At 67.9% G+C, this 17,945-nt stretch carries 19 protein-coding genes; 7 read left to right on the top strand and 12 right to left on the bottom strand.

Annotation, left to right across the window (positions count from 1 at the left end; translation table 11 throughout):
- Positions 1 to 3 precede the first annotated feature (3 nt).
- On the bottom strand, positions 4 to 1,122 hold the full coding sequence (locus ACTHJF_RS01825) for an aldo/keto reductase (RefSeq protein WP_440265562.1): 1,119 nt from the start codon (positions 1,120 to 1,122) through the stop codon (positions 4 to 6).
- Between the two features lie 96 nt (positions 1,123 to 1,218).
- On the opposite strand from ACTHJF_RS01825, the gene ACTHJF_RS01820 reads away from it, so the two are divergent.
- A complete protein-coding gene (locus tag ACTHJF_RS01820; RefSeq protein ID WP_431637950.1) occupies positions 1,219 to 2,124 on the top strand; it encodes a LysR family transcriptional regulator in 906 nt (301 codons plus the stop codon).
- 15 nt (positions 2,125 to 2,139) lie between these two features.
- On the opposite strand, the gene ACTHJF_RS01815 is transcribed toward ACTHJF_RS01820, so the two are convergent.
- Positions 2,140 to 2,304, bottom strand: a complete 165-nt coding sequence (locus tag ACTHJF_RS01815; RefSeq protein WP_440265561.1) for a hypothetical protein — start codon at positions 2,302 to 2,304, stop codon at positions 2,140 to 2,142.
- 99 nt (positions 2,305 to 2,403) lie between these two features.
- The gene (locus ACTHJF_RS01810) at positions 2,404 to 3,780 is read right to left on the bottom strand and encodes a formimidoylglutamate deiminase (protein WP_440265560.1); all 1,377 of its coding nucleotides are present in this window, start codon (positions 3,778 to 3,780) and stop codon (positions 2,404 to 2,406) included.
- Positions 3,781 to 3,860: 80 nt separating this feature from the next.
- Between ACTHJF_RS01810 and ACTHJF_RS01805 the strand changes: the two genes are divergently transcribed.
- From ACTHJF_RS01805 to hutI, 3 genes are read left to right on the top strand one after another with little or no spacing between them, the layout of a single operon-like run.
- The gene (locus ACTHJF_RS01805; protein WP_440265559.1) at positions 3,861 to 5,429 is read left to right on the top strand and encodes a GNAT family N-acetyltransferase; all 1,569 of its coding nucleotides are present in this window, start codon (positions 3,861 to 3,863) and stop codon (positions 5,427 to 5,429) included.
- Positions 5,430 to 5,463: 34 nt separating this feature from the next.
- Positions 5,464 to 6,969 carry a chloride channel protein gene (locus ACTHJF_RS01800; protein ID WP_440265558.1) on the top strand — a complete coding sequence of 502 codons (1,506 nt, stop codon included), beginning with the start codon at positions 5,464 to 5,466 and terminating at the stop codon, positions 6,967 to 6,969.
- Between the two features lie 22 nt (positions 6,970 to 6,991).
- The gene (hutI, locus tag ACTHJF_RS01795; RefSeq protein ID WP_440265557.1) at positions 6,992 to 8,215 is read left to right on the top strand and encodes an imidazolonepropionase; all 1,224 of its coding nucleotides are present in this window, start codon (positions 6,992 to 6,994) and stop codon (positions 8,213 to 8,215) included.
- Positions 8,216 to 8,281: 66 nt separating this feature from the next.
- Here the strand turns inward: hutI and ACTHJF_RS01790 are convergent, their stop codons facing one another.
- From ACTHJF_RS01790 to gltX, 5 genes are all read right to left on the bottom strand, one after another.
- Positions 8,282 to 8,443 (bottom strand): 30S ribosomal protein THX, encoded by a 162-nt coding sequence (locus ACTHJF_RS01790; RefSeq protein ID WP_404634524.1) that lies wholly within the window; start codon positions 8,441 to 8,443, stop codon positions 8,282 to 8,284.
- Between the two features lie 81 nt (positions 8,444 to 8,524).
- Positions 8,525 to 8,953 carry a MerC domain-containing protein gene (locus ACTHJF_RS01785; protein ID WP_440265556.1) on the bottom strand — a complete coding sequence of 143 codons (429 nt, stop codon included), beginning with the start codon at positions 8,951 to 8,953 and terminating at the stop codon, positions 8,525 to 8,527.
- Between the two features lie 108 nt (positions 8,954 to 9,061).
- The gene (locus ACTHJF_RS01780; protein WP_440265555.1) at positions 9,062 to 9,565 is read right to left on the bottom strand and encodes a transcriptional repressor; all 504 of its coding nucleotides are present in this window, start codon (positions 9,563 to 9,565) and stop codon (positions 9,062 to 9,064) included.
- 80 nt (positions 9,566 to 9,645) lie between these two features.
- Complete coding sequence (locus ACTHJF_RS01775) at positions 9,646 to 9,936, bottom strand: hypothetical protein (protein WP_440265554.1); 291 nt, start codon at positions 9,934 to 9,936, stop codon at positions 9,646 to 9,648.
- Positions 9,937 to 9,972: 36 nt separating this feature from the next.
- Entirely contained in the window at positions 9,973 to 11,373 is a 1,401-nt protein-coding gene (gltX, locus tag ACTHJF_RS01770; RefSeq protein ID WP_440265553.1) for a glutamate--tRNA ligase, read from the bottom strand.
- A 14-nt stretch (positions 11,374 to 11,387) separates the two neighbouring features.
- On the opposite strand from gltX, the gene ACTHJF_RS01765 reads away from it, so the two are divergent.
- Positions 11,388 to 12,191 carry a transporter gene (locus ACTHJF_RS01765; RefSeq protein WP_440265552.1) on the top strand — a complete coding sequence of 268 codons (804 nt, stop codon included), beginning with the start codon at positions 11,388 to 11,390 and terminating at the stop codon, positions 12,189 to 12,191.
- Positions 12,192 to 12,233: 42 nt separating this feature from the next.
- Here the strand turns inward: ACTHJF_RS01765 and ACTHJF_RS01760 are convergent, their stop codons facing one another.
- Positions 12,234 to 12,578: a hypothetical protein gene (locus tag ACTHJF_RS01760; RefSeq protein ID WP_440265551.1), complete on the bottom strand. Its 345-nt coding sequence runs from the start codon at positions 12,576 to 12,578 to the stop codon at positions 12,234 to 12,236.
- 190 nt (positions 12,579 to 12,768) lie between these two features.
- Here ACTHJF_RS01760 and ACTHJF_RS01755 point away from each other — a divergent pair, with 190 nt between their 5' ends.
- Positions 12,769 to 13,932, top strand: a complete 1,164-nt coding sequence (locus tag ACTHJF_RS01755) for a glycosyltransferase family 4 protein (protein ID WP_440265550.1) — start codon at positions 12,769 to 12,771, stop codon at positions 13,930 to 13,932.
- The gene (locus ACTHJF_RS01750; protein WP_440265549.1) at positions 13,898 to 14,470 is read left to right on the top strand and encodes a phosphatase PAP2 family protein; all 573 of its coding nucleotides are present in this window, start codon (positions 13,898 to 13,900) and stop codon (positions 14,468 to 14,470) included. Before ACTHJF_RS01755 ends, ACTHJF_RS01750 begins: the two co-directional genes overlap by 35 nt.
- 289 nt (positions 14,471 to 14,759) lie before the next feature.
- Here the strand turns inward: ACTHJF_RS01750 and accD are convergent, their stop codons facing one another.
- The 3 genes from accD to trpB form a co-directional block, all read right to left on the bottom strand.
- Positions 14,760 to 15,629: an acetyl-CoA carboxylase, carboxyltransferase subunit beta gene (gene accD, locus ACTHJF_RS01745; RefSeq protein ID WP_440265548.1), complete on the bottom strand. Its 870-nt coding sequence runs from the start codon at positions 15,627 to 15,629 to the stop codon at positions 14,760 to 14,762.
- Positions 15,630 to 15,676: 47 nt separating this feature from the next.
- A complete protein-coding gene (gene trpA, locus ACTHJF_RS01740; RefSeq protein WP_440265547.1) occupies positions 15,677 to 16,477 on the bottom strand; it encodes a tryptophan synthase subunit alpha in 801 nt (266 codons plus the stop codon).
- Between the two features lie 117 nt (positions 16,478 to 16,594).
- Positions 16,595 to 17,830 (bottom strand): tryptophan synthase subunit beta, encoded by a 1,236-nt coding sequence (gene trpB, locus ACTHJF_RS01735; RefSeq protein ID WP_440265546.1) that lies wholly within the window; start codon positions 17,828 to 17,830, stop codon positions 16,595 to 16,597.
- Positions 17,831 to 17,945 lie beyond the last annotated feature (115 nt).

The raw sequence follows: 17,945 nt of genomic DNA, 5'->3' as shown, positions 1-17,945 counted from the left end.
TCCTCAGCGGCTGGCTTGGATGTTGCGCGCTTCCACCGCATCCACGCACACCGGTGGCGCGTATCCGGCCGGCTTGTCGCCCACGGCCACGCCGCCATGCAGGCGGGTCTGCTGGCGATCGACGAACATGTAGTACGGGAAGGGCGCATCCGGCGCGCTCGCCTCGTCCAGCCGCGCGCGCAGCACTTCGGGAAGAACGAAATCCAGCGCAGCAAGGTTGTCGTCCAGCTGCGCCAGCTTGGTGGCGCCAACGATCAACGCAGCAATGCCCGGGCGGTTGGCGGCCCAGTTCAACGCGATCTGCGCCATGCTGCGGCTGCTTTCACGCGCGACCTCTTCCAGTGCGGCGACGATCCGCCAGTTGCGCTCAGTGAAGCGCTCGAATCCCGGTGCGGAGGTGACCTTGGCCAGGCGGCCCTCGCCCTCGCCGCCACCCTGGCTGGGGCGGTACTTGCCCGACAGCAAGCCCATGCCCAGCGGGCTCCATGCGGTGATGCCCATGCCCAGCCCGGTCGCCAGCGGCACGTATTCGTGCTCGATGTGACGTTCGACCATCGAGTATTCGAGCTGCATGTTGACCAGCGGCGTCAGGGCGTGCGCTTCGGCATAGGTCTGCGCACGGGCCGCGTACCAGGCCGGCACGTCGGACAGTCCGGCGTAGCGGATCTTGCCCGCGCGGGCCAGATCGTCGAAGGCGCGCATCACTTCCTCGGCCGGCGTGAGGCGATCCCAGGTGTGCAGCAGGTAGAGATCGATGTAGTCGGTGCGCAGGCGGCGCAGCGAACCCTCCACCGCTCGCATGATGTTCTTTCGTCCGTTACCGCCGGCGTTGGGATTGCCGGGCTGGGCGTTGTAGCTGAACTTGGTGGAGATCACCACGCGGTCGCGCACGCCCGCCTGCTCCACGAACTTGCCCAGCATGGTTTCGCTGGCACCCTCGGTATACATGTCGGCGGTGTCGATGAAATTGCCGCCGGCGTCCAGGTAACGGTCGAACATGGCGCGCGCGGCGTCTTCCGCGGCGCCCCAGCCCCAGTCCTCGCCGAAGGTCATGGTGCCGAGCGCGAGGCGGCTGACGCGCAGGCCGGAACGGCCGAGGGTGTAGTAATGATCGAGCGGCATGGCGGGTTCCTCCGTGGATGGCGAGCCCAGTCTGGCCCTTGCCATCACGTAGAAAAATCCCGATTCTCTTGAAGCTTTATTAAGGAACGCTAATCAATGCGCGACGACCACACCCCTGCCTTGCGCGCATTCCACCTCATCGCCCGGCACGGCAGCTTCACCCGCGCGGCGGCCGAACTGGAGGTGACCGCGTCGGCTTTGAGCCAAACCATACGTCAGCTGGAACAACGCCTGGGGGTGCGCCTGCTGCAACGGACTACGCGCCGCGTCGGCCTGACCGAAGCCGGCCGGCTGTTCCTGGAGCGCATTACGCCGGCGCTGGCGGCCATCGACGGCGCGCTGGACGAACTGCGCCAGCACGGCGACCGTCCGGCGGGCACGCTGCGCGTGACCGTGCCGGAGATCGTGCTGGAGTGGCTGGTGGCACCGATGCAGGCGGAGTTCCTGCGACGCTGGCCGGACATCACGCTGGACATCCACGCCACCGGCGGCCTGGTGGACCTGGTCGCCGATGGCTACGACTGCGGTATCCGCCTGGGCGAACGCCTGGCCCGCGACATGGTGGCCGTGCCGCTGGGCGGAAAAGTGCGCTCGGTCGTCGCGGCGACGCCCTCGTATCTGGATGCGCACGGCCGCCCGCAACATCCGCGCGACCTGCAGTCGCACGCCTGCGTGCGCAATCGCTACATAAGCAGCGGCGCGATCTATCGCTGGGAGTTCGCGCAACGCGGACGCTGGTTCGAGATCGACGTGAACGGACCGCTGATCGTCAACGAACCGGCGCTGGCGATTCGCGCCGCGCTCGATGGCCTCGGCCTCACGCACACGCTCGAGCCGGCCGTACGCGAACACGTCGCGGCCGGCCGGCTGGAGACCGTGCTGGACCACTGGCTGCCGCAGTACGACGGCTTCTACCTGTACTACCCGAGCCGCTTCCAGGTTCCGCCAAAGCTGCGCGTGTTCATCGATTTCCTGCGCACTCAGCTGGAGCCGCCGGTCTGAGCGACCTCGACCCGCTCAGCGATAGCGCCAGTGTCCCTCGACCCACACGTGCGGCCGCGCCCAGTAGCCGGGCACCCAGATCCGACCGTGGCCGTGCGCGGGCACCACGACACAGCCGGCAAGCGAACCCAGGCCGCCGATCAGTGCGGCGGCGAGAAGCAGACGGGAGCAGCGGAGCATGACGGCATTCCTGACAGGGAGGTGCTACAGGAAACGCCGGGCGCAACGACACGCTGACCTCGCTGAAGCTTGCGTTCAGAGCGCAGACAGTGAGGCGGCTCAGCCGCGCGCGAGCCGCTCGACCACCTGCCGATAACGCATGCCGATGCGCTCTTCGTCGCGATGGCGGAAGTCGCGCACCACCCAGCGGCCGCCGCACATCACGTGGCGCACCAGCGGCGTGTTGCCGGCGAACAGGAAGCTGTCCATCGCCGAGGTCGCGTCGCGTGCGGCGAGCAAGGGCGCATCGTCGTCCAGCACCAGCAGGTCGGCGCGCTGGCCGGCCTGCAGCGCACCGATCGGCAGGCCGGCCGCCTGCGCCCCGCCTCGCAGTGCGGCAGTCCACAACGTCTCGCCCACGCTCTCGCCTTCGCCGCGGGCGGCGATGTTGCGGTGACGGGTGACCAGCCGCTGGCCGTATTCCAGCCAGCGCAGCTCCTCCACCGGCGACACGGAAATGTGTGAATCGGAGCCGATGCCGAGCGTGCCGCCGGCATCGAGATAATCGGTCAGCGGAAACAGCCCGTCGCCGAGATTGGCCTCGGTGGTTGGGCACAGCCCGGCGACGGCGCCGCTGCGAGCCAGCCGCGAGGTTTCGTGGCCGGTGAGATGGGTGGCGTGCACCAGGCACCAGCGCGCGTCCACCGCAGCGTGATCGAGCAGCCACTCCACCGGCCGCGCACCGCGCACGGCGAGACAGTCCTGCACTTCGCCCAGCTGCTCGGCGATGTGGATGTGGATGGGGCCGGCCTGCGCCGCGCCGGTGGCCAGCAGAGAGCGCATCGCGACTTCCGGCACCGCACGCAGCGAATGCAGCGCGATGCCCACTCGCAGGTCGGGCGACTCGTACGCGCGCAGCGCTTCGAGCAGGCGTACGTAGTCGGAGACCTCCGCATGGCCAAAGCGGCGCTGGCGCTCGTTGAGCGCGCGGCCGTCGAAGCCGCCGGTCATGTACAGCACCGGCAGCAGAGTGAGCGCGATGCCAGCCTCCTTTGCCGCCTCGATCAGAGCCAACGACATCGCCTCGCGCTGGGCATACGGCGTGCCGTCGCCCTGGTGGTGCACGTAGTGGAACTCGCACACCTGCGTGTAGCCGGCCTTGAGCATCTCCACGTAGAGCTGGGCGGCGATCGCCTGCAGCGACTCGGGATCGAGTGCGGCGGCGAAGCGGTACATCGCCTCGCGCCAGGTCCAGAAGCTGTCATTGCCGGGGCCACGCCGCTCGGCCAGGCCGGCCATGGCGCGCTGGAACGCGTGCGAATGCAGGTTGGGCATGCCCGGCAGCACCCAGCGCCCGAGTGCTTCGCTGGCTTCATCGGGCGCAGCCGAGGCCAGGCGTCCGTCGCCATCCACCGCCAGAGACAGATCGCTCTGCCAGGTGTGACCGTACCAGCCGTGCGTGGCGTGGAAGAGGCGCTGCATCGATGGCTGCGTCATGGGCCGTATCCGTGCAAAGGCGCTGAGTGTAATGGCCGCATGGCAACTCGGCCTTTACGGCGCTGCGGCATAATGGGCGGATGGCCAAGAAAAACCACGAGCACACGCCCAAGCTCCTGCTGCGCCAGGCCGTCCCCGCCGATGTGCCGCAGCTGGTCGAACTCACCGCCCGCGTCTACACCCCCGAGTGGGGCCATTCGGCCGAGATGCTGCGCTCCCAGCAGACGCACTTCCCCGAGGGCCAGTTCGTGGTGGAGTACGAGGGCCGCATCGTGGGTTATTGCGCCACGTTCCGCATCGACGAAGCGGCCGCGCTGGCGCCGCACACCTGGGCGCAGATCACCGGTGGCGGCATGGCCTCGCGGCACAAGCCCGACGGCGACTGGCTGTACGGGATGGAAGTGGTGGTGCACCCGGATTACCGCGGCATGCGCATCGGCCAGCGGCTGTATCAGGCACGCAAGCGGCTGTGCACCGACCTCAAGCTGCGCGGCATCGTGTTCGGCGGGCGCATCCCGGGGCTGGCCAAGAACATTCAGCGCTACGGCAGCGCCGAGGCCTACGTGCAGGCGGTGATCGAGGGCAAGCGCCGCGACCTCACGCTGAGCTTCCAGCTCAACAACGATTTCGAGATGATCGGCCTGCTGCGCGCCTACGTGTCGTCGGACTACGATTCGCTCGGCTACGCCGTGCACCTGGTGTGGCGCAATCCGCAGCGGCACGACCACCCCGACATGCCGTCGATCACCTCGCACCAGAGCTTGCCCGACTCGGTGCGCGTGGCCTCAGTGCAGTACCAGCAGCGGCGGATCAAGTCGTTCGAGGAGTTCGCCACCCAGGTGGAGTACTTCACCGACATCGCCGCCGACTACAGCGCGGACTTCGTCACCTTCCCCGAACTGATCACGCTGCAGTTGCTGTCGATCGAGAACGAGGAGCTGTCGCCGTTCGAGTCGATCCGCAAGCTGAGCCAGTACACACCGCAGGTGAAGGCGCTCTTCAGCGATCTGGCGGTGCGCTACAACATCAACATCATCGGCGGCTCGCACCCCACCGAGCAGCCCAACGGCGACATCCACAACGTCTGCTACGTGTGCCTGCGCGACGGCTCGATCCACGAGCGCGAAAAACTGCACCCCACGCCCAGCGAACGGAACGTGTGGAACATCACCGGCGGCGACAGCGCCGCGACGATCCAGACCGACTGCGGCCCGATCGGAGTGATGATCTGCTACGACTCCGAGTTTCCCGAAGTGGCTCGCCACCTCACCGACCAGGGCGCGCTGATCCTTTTCGTACCGTTTTGCACCGACGTGCGCGAAGGCTACCTGCGTGTGCGCTACTGCTCGCAGGCCCGCGCCATCGAGAACCAGTGCTACGTGGTGCTCTCGGGCAACGTGGGCAACCTGCCGGGCGTGAATAACTTCGACATCCAGTACGGTCAGAGCTGCATTCTCACGCCCAGCGATTTCCCGTTCGCGCGCGACGGCATCGCCGCCGATTCCACGCCGAACATCGAGACCGTGCTGTTCGCCGACCTGCGCCTGGAGAGCCTGGCTCGCGCGCGTAACGCTGGCGCCGTGCAGAACCTGAAGGACCGCCGCTTCGACCTGTACCAGACGCGCTGGCAAAACACGCCGCCGCGTTGAACGCCCCCTTTTAACTTCCGACGAACCAGGTGCAATGACCGACTCGCAGCCGCCCTCCCCGCCCTCATCCAACCCACGCCTGCAGGCACTGCTGGGGCACGAATTCTTCGCTCCTGCCCAATGGAAGCGCCGGCTGGCGCTATGGATCGGGGCGATCCTCGTCGCGCTGGCGGCCATCGTGTTCGCCAAGGCCAGCGACTGGTCGTTCCACCTGTTTCAGAAAATGATCAGCTATGGCGCATGGATTCCGCTGATCGTGGCGCCGATCGTGTTTGCCGGGCTCGCCTGGGTGACCGAAGGCAAGCTGCGCGCGACCCGCGGTAGCGGCATTCCGCAGGTGATCGGCACGCTGCACATCGAGGACGAAGGCTTTCGGGCGCGCATGCTGGCGCTGCCCATCGCGGCGGGCAAGATGGTGCTGACGCTGGTGGCGCTGGGCGTAGGCGCCTCGATCGGCCGCGAGGGTCCCACGGTGCACGTGGGCGCGGGCCTGTTCTACACGCTGGGCCGGCGCTTTGGCTTCACCGATCCCAAGGCCGCCTCGCGCTTCATCCTGGCCGGCGGCGCGGCGGGTATCGCGGCAGCGTTCAATACGCCGCTGGCCGGCGTGGTGTTTGCGATCGAGGAGCTGGCCGGCACGTTCGAGCATCGCTTCAGCGGCTTGCTGCTGACCGCCGTGATCGTCGGCGGCGTGGTTTCGCTGGGCATCATGGGCAACTACGCCTACTTCGGCGAAGTGGAAGCGAGCCTGCCGCTGGGCCATTCGTGGCTGGCGGTGCTGCTGACCGGCGTGATCTGCGGCCTGGCCGGCGGCCTGTTCGCCCGGCTGATTCTGCTCAGCCGGCGCGGCCCGCTGGCGCAGATCGGCCGACTTCGCTCGCGCGCGCCGGTGTTGTTCGCCGCCGGCTGTGGCCTGGCGCTGGCGGTACTCGGCCTGCTCACCCATAACAACATCTACGGCACCGGCTACGAGCAGGCGCGTGCATTCGTGCAGGAAGCCGCGGTGACGCCGGGCCAGGGTTTCGGCATCGCCAAGCTGCTGGCCAACGTGGTGTCTTACTGGGCGGGCATCCCCGGCGGCATCTTCTCACCGGCGCTGGCGGTGGGTGCGGGTATCGGCCACAACATCGCCACCTTCCTTCCCAACGTGCCGGCCGGTGCCGTGGTGCTGCTGGGTATGAGCGCCTACCTCTCCGGCGTCACCGGCGCCCCGCTGACCTCGGCGGTGATCGCAATGGAACTCACCGACAACCAGGAGATGGTGATCCCGATCATGGCCGCCTGCCTGCTGGCGCGCGCAGCGGCCTCGCTGTTCTGCCCGACCCCGGTCTACAAGGACTTTGCCGAGCGCATGGTGCAGGACTTCGAGCGGCAGCACGCGGCGGCCCAGGCCAAGACTGCACCGCCGGATGCGGCACCTTCGCAGCCGAGCGCCGCGCCGGACGACCTTGAGGTCGTCGAGCCGGCACCGTCCGGCAAGACCACCGCCTACGAAGAGCAGGCGGCTTCGCCGGGCGATACGCTCCCGGATCGTTCCTGAGTCGACGCACAGGTAGCTGGACATGAGTGAACCGCGCTGGGATGTGCTGCTGACCGGGGCCACGCTGGCCACGTTTGCGTCGGATGCACCATTCGGACTGATCGCGGATGGTGCGTTGGCGATGCGTGATGGATGCATCGCGTGGGTCGGCGACCGCTGCGAACTTCCGGAGCACCACCACGCCGCCGAGGTGATCAACGTCGACGGGCGCCTGATCACGCCCGGGCTGATCGACTGCCACACGCACCTGGTATTCGGTGGCCATCGCGCGCACGAATTCGACTTGCGCCTCAACGGCGCCAGCTACGCGCAGATCGCTGCGGCGGGTGGCGGCATCGTCTCCACCGTGACGGCTACCCGCAGCGCCGATGAGGCCAGCCTGCTGCAGGACGCGCTCGCCCGCGCCAAAGCGCTGCTGGCCGACGGCGTCACCACGCTGGAGATCAAGTCCGGCTACGGCCTCACGCTGGACGACGAGCGCAAAATGCTTCGCGTGGCGCGCCGGCTGGGCACCACGCTCGGCGTTGCCGTGCGCACCACCTTCTTGGGGCTGCACGCGCTACCGGCGGAGTATCGCGATCGTCGCGAGGACTACGTGGACACCGTGTGCGACGCCTGGCTGCCCACACTCGCCGGCGAAGGCTTGATCGACGCGGTGGATGCATTCTGCGAAGGCATCGGCTTTACACCGGCCGAGACGCAGCGCCTGTTCGAGCGTGCCCGCGCGCTCGGCCTGCCGGTGAAGCTGCATGCCGAGCAGTTGTCCGACCTGGGCGGCGCCGCGCTGGTGGCGCGCTACGGCGGGCTGTCAGCCGATCATCTGGAATATCTCGACGCCAGCGGCGTGGATGCAATGGCCCGGGCCGGCACCGTGGCCGTGCTGCTGCCTGGCGCGTTCTACGCGCTGCGCGAAACCCGGCTGCCACCGATCGACGCCCTGCGCGCCGCCGGCGTGCCGATGGCGGTGGCGACTGACTGCAACCCCGGCACCTCGCCGCTGCTGTCGCTGCGCCTGGCCGCCGGCATGGCGTGCACGCTGTTCCGACTGACGCCGGAGGAGGCCCTGAAGGGCGTTACCGTCCATGCCGCCCGCGCGCTCGGCCTGCCCGATCGTGGCACGCTGGCGGTGGGCCAGCGCGCCGACATGGCGGTGTGGAACGTCGGCGAGCCGGCCGAACTTTGCTACTGGATTGGCGGCGCGCTGCTGCGCGAGCGCTGGATCGGCGGTCGGCGCTGCGCACCTTGAGATTCCGACAGCCATAAAAAAACCCCGCACCAGGCGGGGTTTTCTATGTTCCGCCGAGCGGATGGCTCAGGCGGACTTCTTCTTCGGCGCAGCCTTCTTGGCCGCCGCCGGCTTGGTCACCGTGGGCTTGCCGCCGGCCACTGCCGGCACGGCGCCATGAGCGCGGCTGTTGCCGTAGCTGGCGCGGTTGATCTTGCCGCGACGGGTCTTGCGATCGCCCTTACCCATGGAAACTCCTTCAAATGCGTGTGATTGCGAGAACGGCCGATCATCGTAGCAGCGGGCGTGCAAATCGCAAGCCGGCGCCGTTCAGTGAGCGCAGTTCGGGCCGTGCACGTGGTCGTACAGCCGGTCGGCGCGCAGGTTGAGAAAGTGCGCGAACGCCAGCAGCAGGCCGCCGATGGTGACCATCACGCTGTGCAGCACGATCGAGCCGCCCTCGGCGACCGTCACCCCGGCCAGCAGCAATGCCAGCGCCGGCAGCGCGAAGGTCAGCGGCTGTGCCACGCGGTGGCGACGATAGCCGCGCCCCAGGCTGAACAGGGCCAGCGCGCAGGCGAACATCACGAAGATGCGCTCGAAGGTATGGCTGGCCAGGAACTCCAGCCCGATGAAGGGCAGCAGGGCCAGCACGAACGGCAGCAGCGAGCAGTGGATGGCGCACAGAAACGAGGCTGTCGCACCGATGCGATCGGCGACATGCCACCAGAACGACTTGTCGGAAGACTCGGAATCCATGGGTTACCCCACTCGACGAACCGGACGGGGACCCGGCTCTCAACGAGCGAATGTTACTTTATAACGTCGCCCGACGCCAGCGGCGCGCCAACGCCCCCCGCAGCCGCCTCACCCCTTGCTGCAATGGCGGCAGACGCCGTGCACTTCCAGGGTCTGCGCCTGCGGGCGGAAACCGAAGCTCGCCGCCTGTGACTCGATCAGTGCAGCCACCCTCGCGTCGCACACCTCCTGCGCACTGGAACACACGTCGCAGATCAGGAACGGCACCTGGTGCGCCTCGGCCGGATGGTGGCAGGACACGAAGGCGTTGATCGATTCGAGCTTGTGGATGAAGCCCTGCTCGAGCAGGAAATCGAGCGCGCGATATACCGTGGGCGGCGCCGCATTGCCGTGGCGCTCGCGGAGCTGGTCGAGCAGGTCATAGGCCTTCACGGGCTTGCCCGCAGCGGCCACCAGCTCCAGCACTTCCTTGCGCAGCGGCGTGAGGCGCAGGCCGCGCTGCTCGCTGGCGTGCGACACCGCGTTGACGAACCCTGCGGGATCGCCTTCGTGATGCGTGTGGAACTTGCCGGTTGCCTGCTTGCTCAATGGGATCACCTCGGGCGGCATCATACATCCGGGAAATGCGGCCACCCGGTGAAGCCCGATATGGGGGCCATCGCACCCAGCGGAAGCCCCGATGCCGGTCCGCGCTAGCGCCGCCGCGCCGATTTCGGCAAGGGCGGTGGCACGCCCAGCTGCGCGCGCGGCAACCACAAGACCACCAACCAGCCGATCGGCCCCAGCGCCAGCGCCCACAACACACCGGCCCGCGCGTGCCCGCGCCACCAGCCGAGCCCGGCCCCCACGGCAACGAAGAACACACTCCACAGCGTGAGCGCGGTCCACGGCACCAGCCCCATCAGGTTGCTGAACACCTGCCAAAACGCGCCGGGCGCGTCCGGATCGACGCCCTGCAGCGCCTTGCTCAGCAGCTCATCCATGCCGGTCGCCGAAGCGTGGTGGCATGGGGAGCACCATCACCCCTGCGCCCGCGCGATCGCGTCGTCGATGCGCTGCAAGGCCACCTCGCGGCCGGCCAGGTAGATGGTGTGATCGATCGAGGGCGAAACCTGGGTGCCGGTCATCGCCACACGCAGCGGCTGGGCGATCTTGCCCATGCCCAGCTCCAGCTTCGCGGCCACCTGCTCGATCACCGCGTGGATCGGCTCGGGCTTCCACTCGCAGTCGACCAGCAGTGCCTTAGCCTCGCCGAGCACGGCGAGCGCGCTGTCGTTTTTCAGGTGCTTGGCGACGGCCTTCTCGTCCCACTCAACGATGGGGCCGAACCAGATCGCCGCGCGCTCGGCCATTTCCTTGAGCGTGTGCACGCGATCGCGCAGCGCCACGATCAGGTCGGCCGCAGCCGGCCCCTTGGACAGGTCGTAACCGGCGCGCTGCAGGTGCCACTCGAGCTCGGGCGCGATCGCCGCCGGATCGTCGGTCTTGAGGTAATGCTGGTTGAGCCAGGCGAGCTTTTCGGTATCGAAGCGCGAGGCCGCCTTGTTGACGTCGGCGATGTCGAACAGCCTGACCATCTCCTCGCGCGAGAAGATTTCCTGGTCGCCGTGCGACCAGCCCAGCCGCACCAGGTAGTTGAGCAGCGCGTGGGGCAGGAAGCCGTCGGCGCGGTACTCCATGACGCTCACCGAGTTGGTGCGCTTGGAGAGCTTCTTGCCCTCCTTGTCCAGGATCATCGGCAGGTGCGCGAACTCCGGCACCGGCGCGCCCAGCGCGTGGTAGATGTTGATCTGCCGCGGCGTGTTGTTGACATGGTCGTCGCCGCGGATCACCTCGGTGATGCCCATGTCGATGTCGTCCACCACCACGGCGAAGTTGTAGGTGGGCCAGCCGTCGGAGCGGAAGATCACCAGGTCGTCCAGCTCGCTGTTGGCGATCTCGATGCGGCCCTTCACCTTGTCCTCGAACACCACCGAACCCTCGGTGGGATTCTTGAAGCGGATCACCCGGTTCGGATCATCGTGATAGGGCTCGTTGCGGTCGCGGTAATAGCCGTTGTAGCGGGGCTTCTCGCCGGCGGCCATCGCCGCCTCGCGCATCGCCTCGATCGCCTCCTTCGACTCGTAGGCGTAATACGCCTTGCCTTCGGCGAGCAGCCGGTCGGCGACTTCCTTGTAGCGATCGAGACGATGGGTCTGGTAGACCGGCTTTTCGTCGGCATCCAGATCGAGCCAGTGCATCGCGTCGAGGATCGCCTGCACGGCCGCATCGGTGGAGCGCTCGCGATCGGTGTCCTCGATGCGCAGCACGAATTCGCCGCCGCGACGACGCGCCTCCAGCCAGCAATACAGCGCGGTGCGTGCACCGCCGATATGCAGGAAGCCGGTGGGGCTGGGAGCGAAGCGGGTGCGGACGGTCATGGGATACTGGCTGCATGCAAAGGGGAATCGCGCATTTTAGACCATCCTGCCGCGGCCGCCGGGCCCGGCTCGTCGCCGCGCTGACTAGCGCGCTGCTGGCCGGCAATGCGTGCGGGCGGACGCAAAATCCCGGCTACGACCGTCCGGGCCTCGGCTTCACTCCCGCCGTGCTCGGCACGGGCGATGTCACGCTCGAACAGGGCCTGCCCGACGTCAACCAGGACCGCGCCGACGGACTCACCTCGCGCCAGTACAGCGCCGACACGCTGCTGCGCCTGGGCGTCGGCGGGCCGTTCGAGTTGCAGCTGGCCAGTTCACCGTGGAACCGGCTGACCACGTGGGGTACGTCGCGCGACACCGTGCACGGCCGTGGCAGCAGCAGTCTCGGAGTGAAGTTCGCGCTTCCCGATCAGGCCGGCCCTTTCAGCTGGGGCCTGCTGGGCAGCGTGACCTTCACCGACGGCAACCCCGCCCTGCGCGCCGGACATCGGCAATACCTGCTCGGCGCCCAGGGCAACTGGCAGCTCACCCCGCGCCAGTCGCTCGGCGTGTATGGGGAGGACGTGCGTGAGGCCCACCAGGACAGCACCACGCTGGCCGTGAGCGACACCGTGGCGCTGTCCGAAACCTGGGGCTCCTACGTCGAACTGGCCAGCGTGCATGACGCCGGGCGCCAGCATGGATGGCTGGGCGGTGCCGGCCTGACCTGGATGGCCACGCCGCGCATCCAGTTCGATGCGGGCATGGATCATCGACTGCAGGGAGGTGCCAGCCGCTGGCTGGGCAACCTCGGGGTGTCGGTCTACTTCGGACGCTGACGCCGCCCCGCCGTCGGGGCTATCGGTCCCCAGCCACGTGAATCAGCGGTGCATGGAATCCATGCACGACCATCCATAGCAGACGATGGTATTCGGCTTTTGGGCACCGCCCTGCAGCTGGACACCTGGCCATCCGGAGAGGCTCAGCGGCCGGATTGCCGACTCACCGTTACCGAAATCGAGCGGCAGCTCGTCCTGCGGCAGCGGCGTCGCCTTCACCAGGACGTAGCGTACCTGGAACAACGGTGGCCGCTTCTGCGGCGCCGGCGCTCCCCCGGCCGTACGCACCGCATCCTGGGGCAAGGGCTGAGCCACTGCCCCTGCAGTAGGCGACAGTCCAAGCATCAACATCAACGAGCACAAGGTCATGGGGACGCAGCGATTCATGGCTTGTTCCTCCGTACGGGGCTGACCAACTGGTCGGCCGCCTGCGACGCCAGAATAGTCCTCCCGTGCGCCGACAGCATCTATCCTGGAACTGCCCCGGGTCGTGCCGTCGTCACCGCGGCGTCATGTCGACGCCATGCCCGCGCAACGCGCCCCGCCGAAGCTGCACCAAGCCAGCCAAGGTGTAGCCATGCGCATCGGCATCGTCAGCGAAACCTATCCTCCGGAAATCAACGGCGTCGCACTGACCGTGCACAGCCTGGCTGCCGGACTCGCCGCGCAGGGGCACACGGTGGAAGTGATCCGCCCGCGCCAGCCGGTGCCGTTCGTCGACGAGCCCGGCATGCTGCCGGTGGAGACCCGCGGCGCAGCCCTGCCCCGCTACCCGGGCCTGCGTTTCGGCCTGCCCAGTGGCCGCATGCTGCGCAAGCGCTGGAACCACTTACGGCCGGACGCCATCTACGTGGCCACGGAAGGCCCCCTGGGGTGGTCGGCGATGCGCACCGCGCAGCAGCTGGGCATCCCCGCCGCGACCGGCTTCCACACGCGCTTCGACACCTACGCCGCGCACTATGGCGTGGGCTTTCTCACCGAAGCGGTGCGTGGCTACCTGCGCCGCTTCCACAACCGCGGCGGTGCCACCCTGGTGCCTACCGAGGCGCTCAAGCGCGAGCTGGGGGCGCTGGGCGTGGTCAACGCCCGCATCCTGCGCCGCGCGGTGGACACCGAACAGTTCCATCCCCGCCATCGCGATGCCGAGTTGCGTCGGCAGTGGGGCGTCGGTGGACACGCGCCGGTGGTGCTCTACGTGGGTCGCATCGCGGCGGAGAAAAATCTCGAGCTGGCGGTACGCGCATTCCGCGCGGTACAGCAGCGCTCGCCCGATGCCCGCTATGTCTGGGTCGGCGACGGCCCGGCGCGCGCGACGCTGCAGGCGGCGAACCCGGACTTCATCTTCGCCGGGATGCAGCGCGGCGAATCGCTGGCGCGGCACGTGGCCAGCGCCGACGTGTTCCCCTTCCCCAGCCTCAGCGAGACCTTCGGCAACGTGATCCTCGAGGCGCTCGCCGCGGGGCTGCCGGTGGTCGCCTACCGCGAAGGCGCCGCGCGCGAGCACATGGAGCACGGCAGCAACGGCTATGTGCTCGAGCCGGGGGACGAGGCCGGCTTTATCGATGCCACAGTGACGCTCGCCGGCAACCCCAGCCTGATCCGCCATATGGGTCGCGCCGCGCACGCCAGCGTCGCGGCGCTGTCGCCGGAGTCGGTGATCCGCGATTTCGAATCCCTGCTGATCCAGCTCGCCCGGGAGAGCCACCATGTCCAGCCTGCCGCCGCTCGCGCCCACGCCTGAGTTGACCGGTCCGCGCTTCGCGATCGACCGCCGCATGTGCGTGGCGGCCAATCGCTGGGGGGCGCGCCGTGCCGTGGGCATCTTCTTCGGTGCCGTGAGCCGGCTGGGCGACGGCGTGTTCTGGTATGCGCTGATGCTGTCGCTCGTGCTGTTCGACGGCCGACGCGGCGTGCTCGCCGCCGCCCACATGGCGCTCACCGGCCTCACCGCACTGGCGCTGTATCGGCTGCTCAAGCGCTGGACGAAACGGCCGCGGCCGTTCCGCGTATGCGCGGGCGTGATCGCCCACGTGCCACCGCTGGACGAATTCAGCTTCCCCTCCGGCCACACGCTGCAGGCGGTGGGCTTCACCGTGGTGGCGCTGGCCTGGTATCCGCTGCTGGCGCCACTGCTGCTCAGCTTCACTGCGCTGGTGGCTACCTCGCGCGTGGTGTTGGGCCTGCACTATCCGAGCGACGTGCTCGCTGCCATCGGTATCGGCAGCGCACTGGGTTCGCTGGCGCTGTGGCTGATGCCGATCGCGGCGATGGTTGCCTGAGCAGTTTCTGCGCACGCCGTGTGGATGTGTTGTGCGATCAGCACGATAGAGCACCTATCCACAGGCTTCTCCCATCGCGTTCCACAGAAGCTGTGGAAAACGTGCACGCCACTGCTCAGGAAATGATCGACGCGTAGCAAGTCACTGAGCGCAAAGCCGCAAAGGCGGCTTGTCCACAGGGTTCTCCGCAGTCCATGCACATGGGCTGTGGACAACGCGATGCCACAAACGACGAAGCCGCCGCATCGTGTGATGCGACGGCTTCGCGGAGCCCATCCGAGCTGGGAGGTCAGGCCGCGCGCGGCGCCTTCATCAGCAGGCCGAGCACGTCGGCGAGCTTGTCGCGCATTTCGCGGCGGTCGACGATCATGTCGATCGCGCCATGCTCGAGCAGGAATTCTGAGCGCTGGAAACCTTCCGGCAGCGTCTCGCGCACGGTCTGCTCGATCACGCGCGGGCCGGCAAAGCCGATCAGCGCCTTGGGCTCACCCACATTGATGTCGCCAAGCATTGCCAGGCTGGCCGAGACGCCGCCGGTGGTCGGGTTGGTCATCACGCTGATGTACGGCACGCCGGCGTCGCGCATGCGCGCCAGCGCGGCCGAGGTCTTGGCCATCTGCATCAGCGAGAACAGCGACTCCTGCATGCGTGCGCCGCCGGTGGCGGAGAAGCACACCAGCGCGCTGCGGTCGGCCAGCGCCTTTTCGGCGGCACGGGCGAACTTCTCGCCGACCACCGAGCCCATCGAGCCGCCCATGTAGGCGAACTCGAATGCCGCGGCCATCAACGGCCTGCCCTTGAGCTTGCCGCTCATGGTCACCAGCGCGTCCTTTTCGCCGGTGGATTTCTGCGCGGCCACGACACGATCGCGGTACTTTTTCGAGTCGCGGAACTTCAGCGGATCGGTGGGCTCGAGGTTGGCCCACAACTCCTGCGTGCTGCTTTCGTCGAACAGCGAGGCGAGCCGGTCGCGCGCTCTGATGTAGTGGTGATGGCCGCACTTGGGGCAGACCATCAGGTTGCGCTCCAGCTCCGGGCGATACAGCACCGCACCGCAGCCGCTGCACTTCTCCCACACGCCCTCGGGCACTTTGCCTTTGCCGGCGGCCGCGCCCTGCGTGCGCACGCGCGGAGTCATGATCTTCTGCAGCCAGTTCATCGCAACACCTCAACCGTTTCCTGACCCGAAACGGTCAGGCGACCGTTTCAGTGTGCATCGAGTGCGGCGCGGATAGGGGTCAGGAAATCCTTCACCCGGACGGCGATTTCGTCCGCCCGCCCCGCTCCGTCCAGCCGCTCCACCAGCGCGCTGCCGATTACCACCGCATCGGCAAACGCGGCAATCTCCTTCGCGCTCTGCGCATCACGCACGCCGAAGCCGACCGCCACCGGCGCCTTGGCGTGGGCCCGGATATCGGCCACGCGGGCGGCGATATCGCGAGTGCTCAAACGACCCGCGCCGGTGATGCCGGCAAACGACACATAGTACAGGAACCCCTCGGCGTTCTCGCACAGCTGCGCCATACGCGAGGGTGCGGTGGTGGGCGCCGCGAGGCGGATCAGTTGCAGCCCCGCTGCGCGCAGCGGCTCGAGCACGGAGGCTTCTTCCAGCGGGCAATCGACCAGCAGCACGCCATCCACGCCGGCGGATTTCGCTTCGGCCGCGAAACGCGCATAGCCGTGGATCTCCACCGGGTTGAGGTAACCCATCAGCACCACCGGGGTGTCGACATTGCGCTGGCGAAATTCGGCCACCCAGCGCAGCACATCAGCTAGTCCCACGCCCTTGGCGATGGCCCGCTCGCTGGCGTGCTGGATCACCGGGCCGTCGGCCATCGGGTCGGAAAACGGCACGCCGAGTTCGATCACATCGGCACCGGCGTCGACCAGCGCATGCATCAGCGCCACGGTGTGCTCCGGCGCGGGATCACCGGCGGTGACGAAAGGGATCAGGCCGGTGCGGCCGGCGGCTTTGAGGGAGGCGAAGCGGTTATCGATGCGGGACATAAGGGCCGGGAGCGAGGAGTGAGTGAAGAGGCGTGAGATGTGGCAAGTACGACGGGATCGAGTGGACAGGAAACAGGAAGGAATCTCTCCCACTTCCCACTCCACTCGCTCCTGCCTTCACACCGTGACGCCCTCGCGCGCGGCGATGGTGTGCACGTCCTTGTCGCCGCGGCCGGAGAGGTTGCACAGCACCAGGCCGTCTTTCGGAAGCTCGCGAGCGAGCTTCATGGCCTGCGCCACCGCATGGCTGGACTCCAGCGCGGGCAGGATGCCTTCCATGCGCGCCAGCAGGTGGAATGCCTCCATCGCCTCGGCGTCGGTGACGCCGACGTATTCGGCGCGGCCGACGTCCTTGAGGAACGCATGCTCGGGGCCGACGCCCGGGTAGTCCAGGCCGGCGGAGATCGAATGGGTCTCGGCGATCTGGCCATTGTCGTCGCACAGCACGTAGGTACGATTGCCGTGCAGCACGCCGGGGCGACCGGCCGCCAGCGAGGCCGCGTGCAGGCCGCTGCCGATGCCCTCGCCCGCTGCCTCGGCGCCGACGATGCGCACGTCGCGGTCGTTGAGGAATTCGTGGAACAGGCCGATCGCGTTGGAGCCACCGCCGACGCAGGCGGTGATCGCATCCGGCAGTCGGCCGTATTCGTTGAGCATCTGCACGCGCGCCTCGCGGCCGACGATGGCGTTGAAGTCGCGCACCATCATCGGGTACGGGTGCGGGCCGGCCACGGTGCCGATGATGTAGAAGGTGTCGGCCACGTTGGTGACCCAGTCGCGCATCGCTTCGTTGAGCGCGTCCTTCAGCGTCTTCGAGCCGGAGGTCACCGGCACTACCTCGGCGCCGAGCAGCTTCATGCGGTAGACGTTGATCTTCTGCCGTTCGATGTCGGTGGCGCCCATGTACACCACGCATTTGAGGCCCAGCCGTGCGGCCACGGTGGCGCTGGCCACGCCGTGCTGGCCGGCGCCGGTCTCGGCAATGATGCGTGGCTTGCCCATGCGCTTGGCGACCAGGCCCTGGCCGATGGTGTTGTTGATCTTGTGCGCGCCGGTGTGGTTCAGATCCTCGCGCTTGAGGATGATGCGCGCGCCGCCGACGTGCGCCGACAGCCGCTCGGCGTGGTACAGCGGGCTGGGCCGGCCGACGTAATGGGTGAGGTCGCGGTCCAGCTCGGCGAGGAACTCCGGATCCTTGCGCAGGCGCTCGTACGCCTCGGTCAGCTCGGCCAGCGGCGCCATCAGGGTCTCGGCCACATACTGGCCGCCGAACTGCCCGAAGCGGCCGTGCGGATCGGGCCAGGCGTGGAAGTCGGTGACGGTAGGGGTGGCGAGCGGTGCGGGCGTGGCCATGGCGAGCTTCCTGTGCAAAAAATGCAATCGGGCCGGCATGTCATGCCGACTGAATCGCCAGCATAAGGCGCTGTTATCGCGATAAAAAGCGAGAAGTTCTCACTAACATGTGAGT

This window comes from Dyella sp. (assembly GCF_051962475.1).
Taxonomy (GTDB): domain Bacteria; phylum Pseudomonadota; class Gammaproteobacteria; order Xanthomonadales; family Rhodanobacteraceae; genus Dyella_A.
The sequence above is the reverse complement of the archived record's forward strand: the minus strand, read 5'-3'. Positions and strand labels throughout refer to the sequence as shown.

Excerpts from the sequence above, each read along its gene's own strand:
- ACTHJF_RS01825 (WP_440265562.1), bottom strand. The coding sequence starts at position 1,122 with ATGCCGCTCGATCATTACTACACCCTCGGCCGTTCCGGCCTGCGCGTC.
- ACTHJF_RS01820 (WP_431637950.1), top strand. The coding sequence starts at position 1,219 with ATGCGCGACGACCACACCCCTGCCTTGCGCGCATTCCACCTCATCGCC.
- ACTHJF_RS01815 (WP_440265561.1), bottom strand. The coding sequence starts at position 2,304 with ATGCTCCGCTGCTCCCGTCTGCTTCTCGCCGCCGCACTGATCGGCGGC.
- ACTHJF_RS01810 (WP_440265560.1), bottom strand. The coding sequence starts at position 3,780 with ATGACGCAGCCATCGATGCAGCGCCTCTTCCACGCCACGCACGGCTGG.
- ACTHJF_RS01805 (WP_440265559.1), top strand. The coding sequence starts at position 3,861 with ATGGCCAAGAAAAACCACGAGCACACGCCCAAGCTCCTGCTGCGCCAG.
- ACTHJF_RS01800 (WP_440265558.1), top strand. The coding sequence starts at position 5,464 with ATGACCGACTCGCAGCCGCCCTCCCCGCCCTCATCCAACCCACGCCTG.
- hutI (WP_440265557.1), top strand. The coding sequence starts at position 6,992 with ATGAGTGAACCGCGCTGGGATGTGCTGCTGACCGGGGCCACGCTGGCC.
- ACTHJF_RS01790 (WP_404634524.1), bottom strand. The coding sequence starts at position 8,443 with ATGGGTAAGGGCGATCGCAAGACCCGTCGCGGCAAGATCAACCGCGCC.
- ACTHJF_RS01785 (WP_440265556.1), bottom strand. The coding sequence starts at position 8,953 with ATGGATTCCGAGTCTTCCGACAAGTCGTTCTGGTGGCATGTCGCCGAT.
- ACTHJF_RS01780 (WP_440265555.1), bottom strand. The coding sequence starts at position 9,565 with ATGATGCCGCCCGAGGTGATCCCATTGAGCAAGCAGGCAACCGGCAAG.
- ACTHJF_RS01775 (WP_440265554.1), bottom strand. The coding sequence starts at position 9,936 with ATGGATGAGCTGCTGAGCAAGGCGCTGCAGGGCGTCGATCCGGACGCG.
- gltX (WP_440265553.1), bottom strand. The coding sequence starts at position 11,373 with ATGACCGTCCGCACCCGCTTCGCTCCCAGCCCCACCGGCTTCCTGCAT.
- ACTHJF_RS01765 (WP_440265552.1), top strand. The coding sequence starts at position 11,388 with ATGCAAAGGGGAATCGCGCATTTTAGACCATCCTGCCGCGGCCGCCGG.
- ACTHJF_RS01760 (WP_440265551.1), bottom strand. The coding sequence starts at position 12,578 with ATGAATCGCTGCGTCCCCATGACCTTGTGCTCGTTGATGTTGATGCTT.
- ACTHJF_RS01755 (WP_440265550.1), top strand. The coding sequence starts at position 12,769 with ATGCGCATCGGCATCGTCAGCGAAACCTATCCTCCGGAAATCAACGGC.
- ACTHJF_RS01750 (WP_440265549.1), top strand. The coding sequence starts at position 13,898 with ATGTCCAGCCTGCCGCCGCTCGCGCCCACGCCTGAGTTGACCGGTCCG.
- accD (WP_440265548.1), bottom strand. The coding sequence starts at position 15,629 with ATGAACTGGCTGCAGAAGATCATGACTCCGCGCGTGCGCACGCAGGGC.
- trpA (WP_440265547.1), bottom strand. The coding sequence starts at position 16,477 with ATGTCCCGCATCGATAACCGCTTCGCCTCCCTCAAAGCCGCCGGCCGC.
- trpB (WP_440265546.1), bottom strand. The coding sequence starts at position 17,830 with ATGGCCACGCCCGCACCGCTCGCCACCCCTACCGTCACCGACTTCCAC.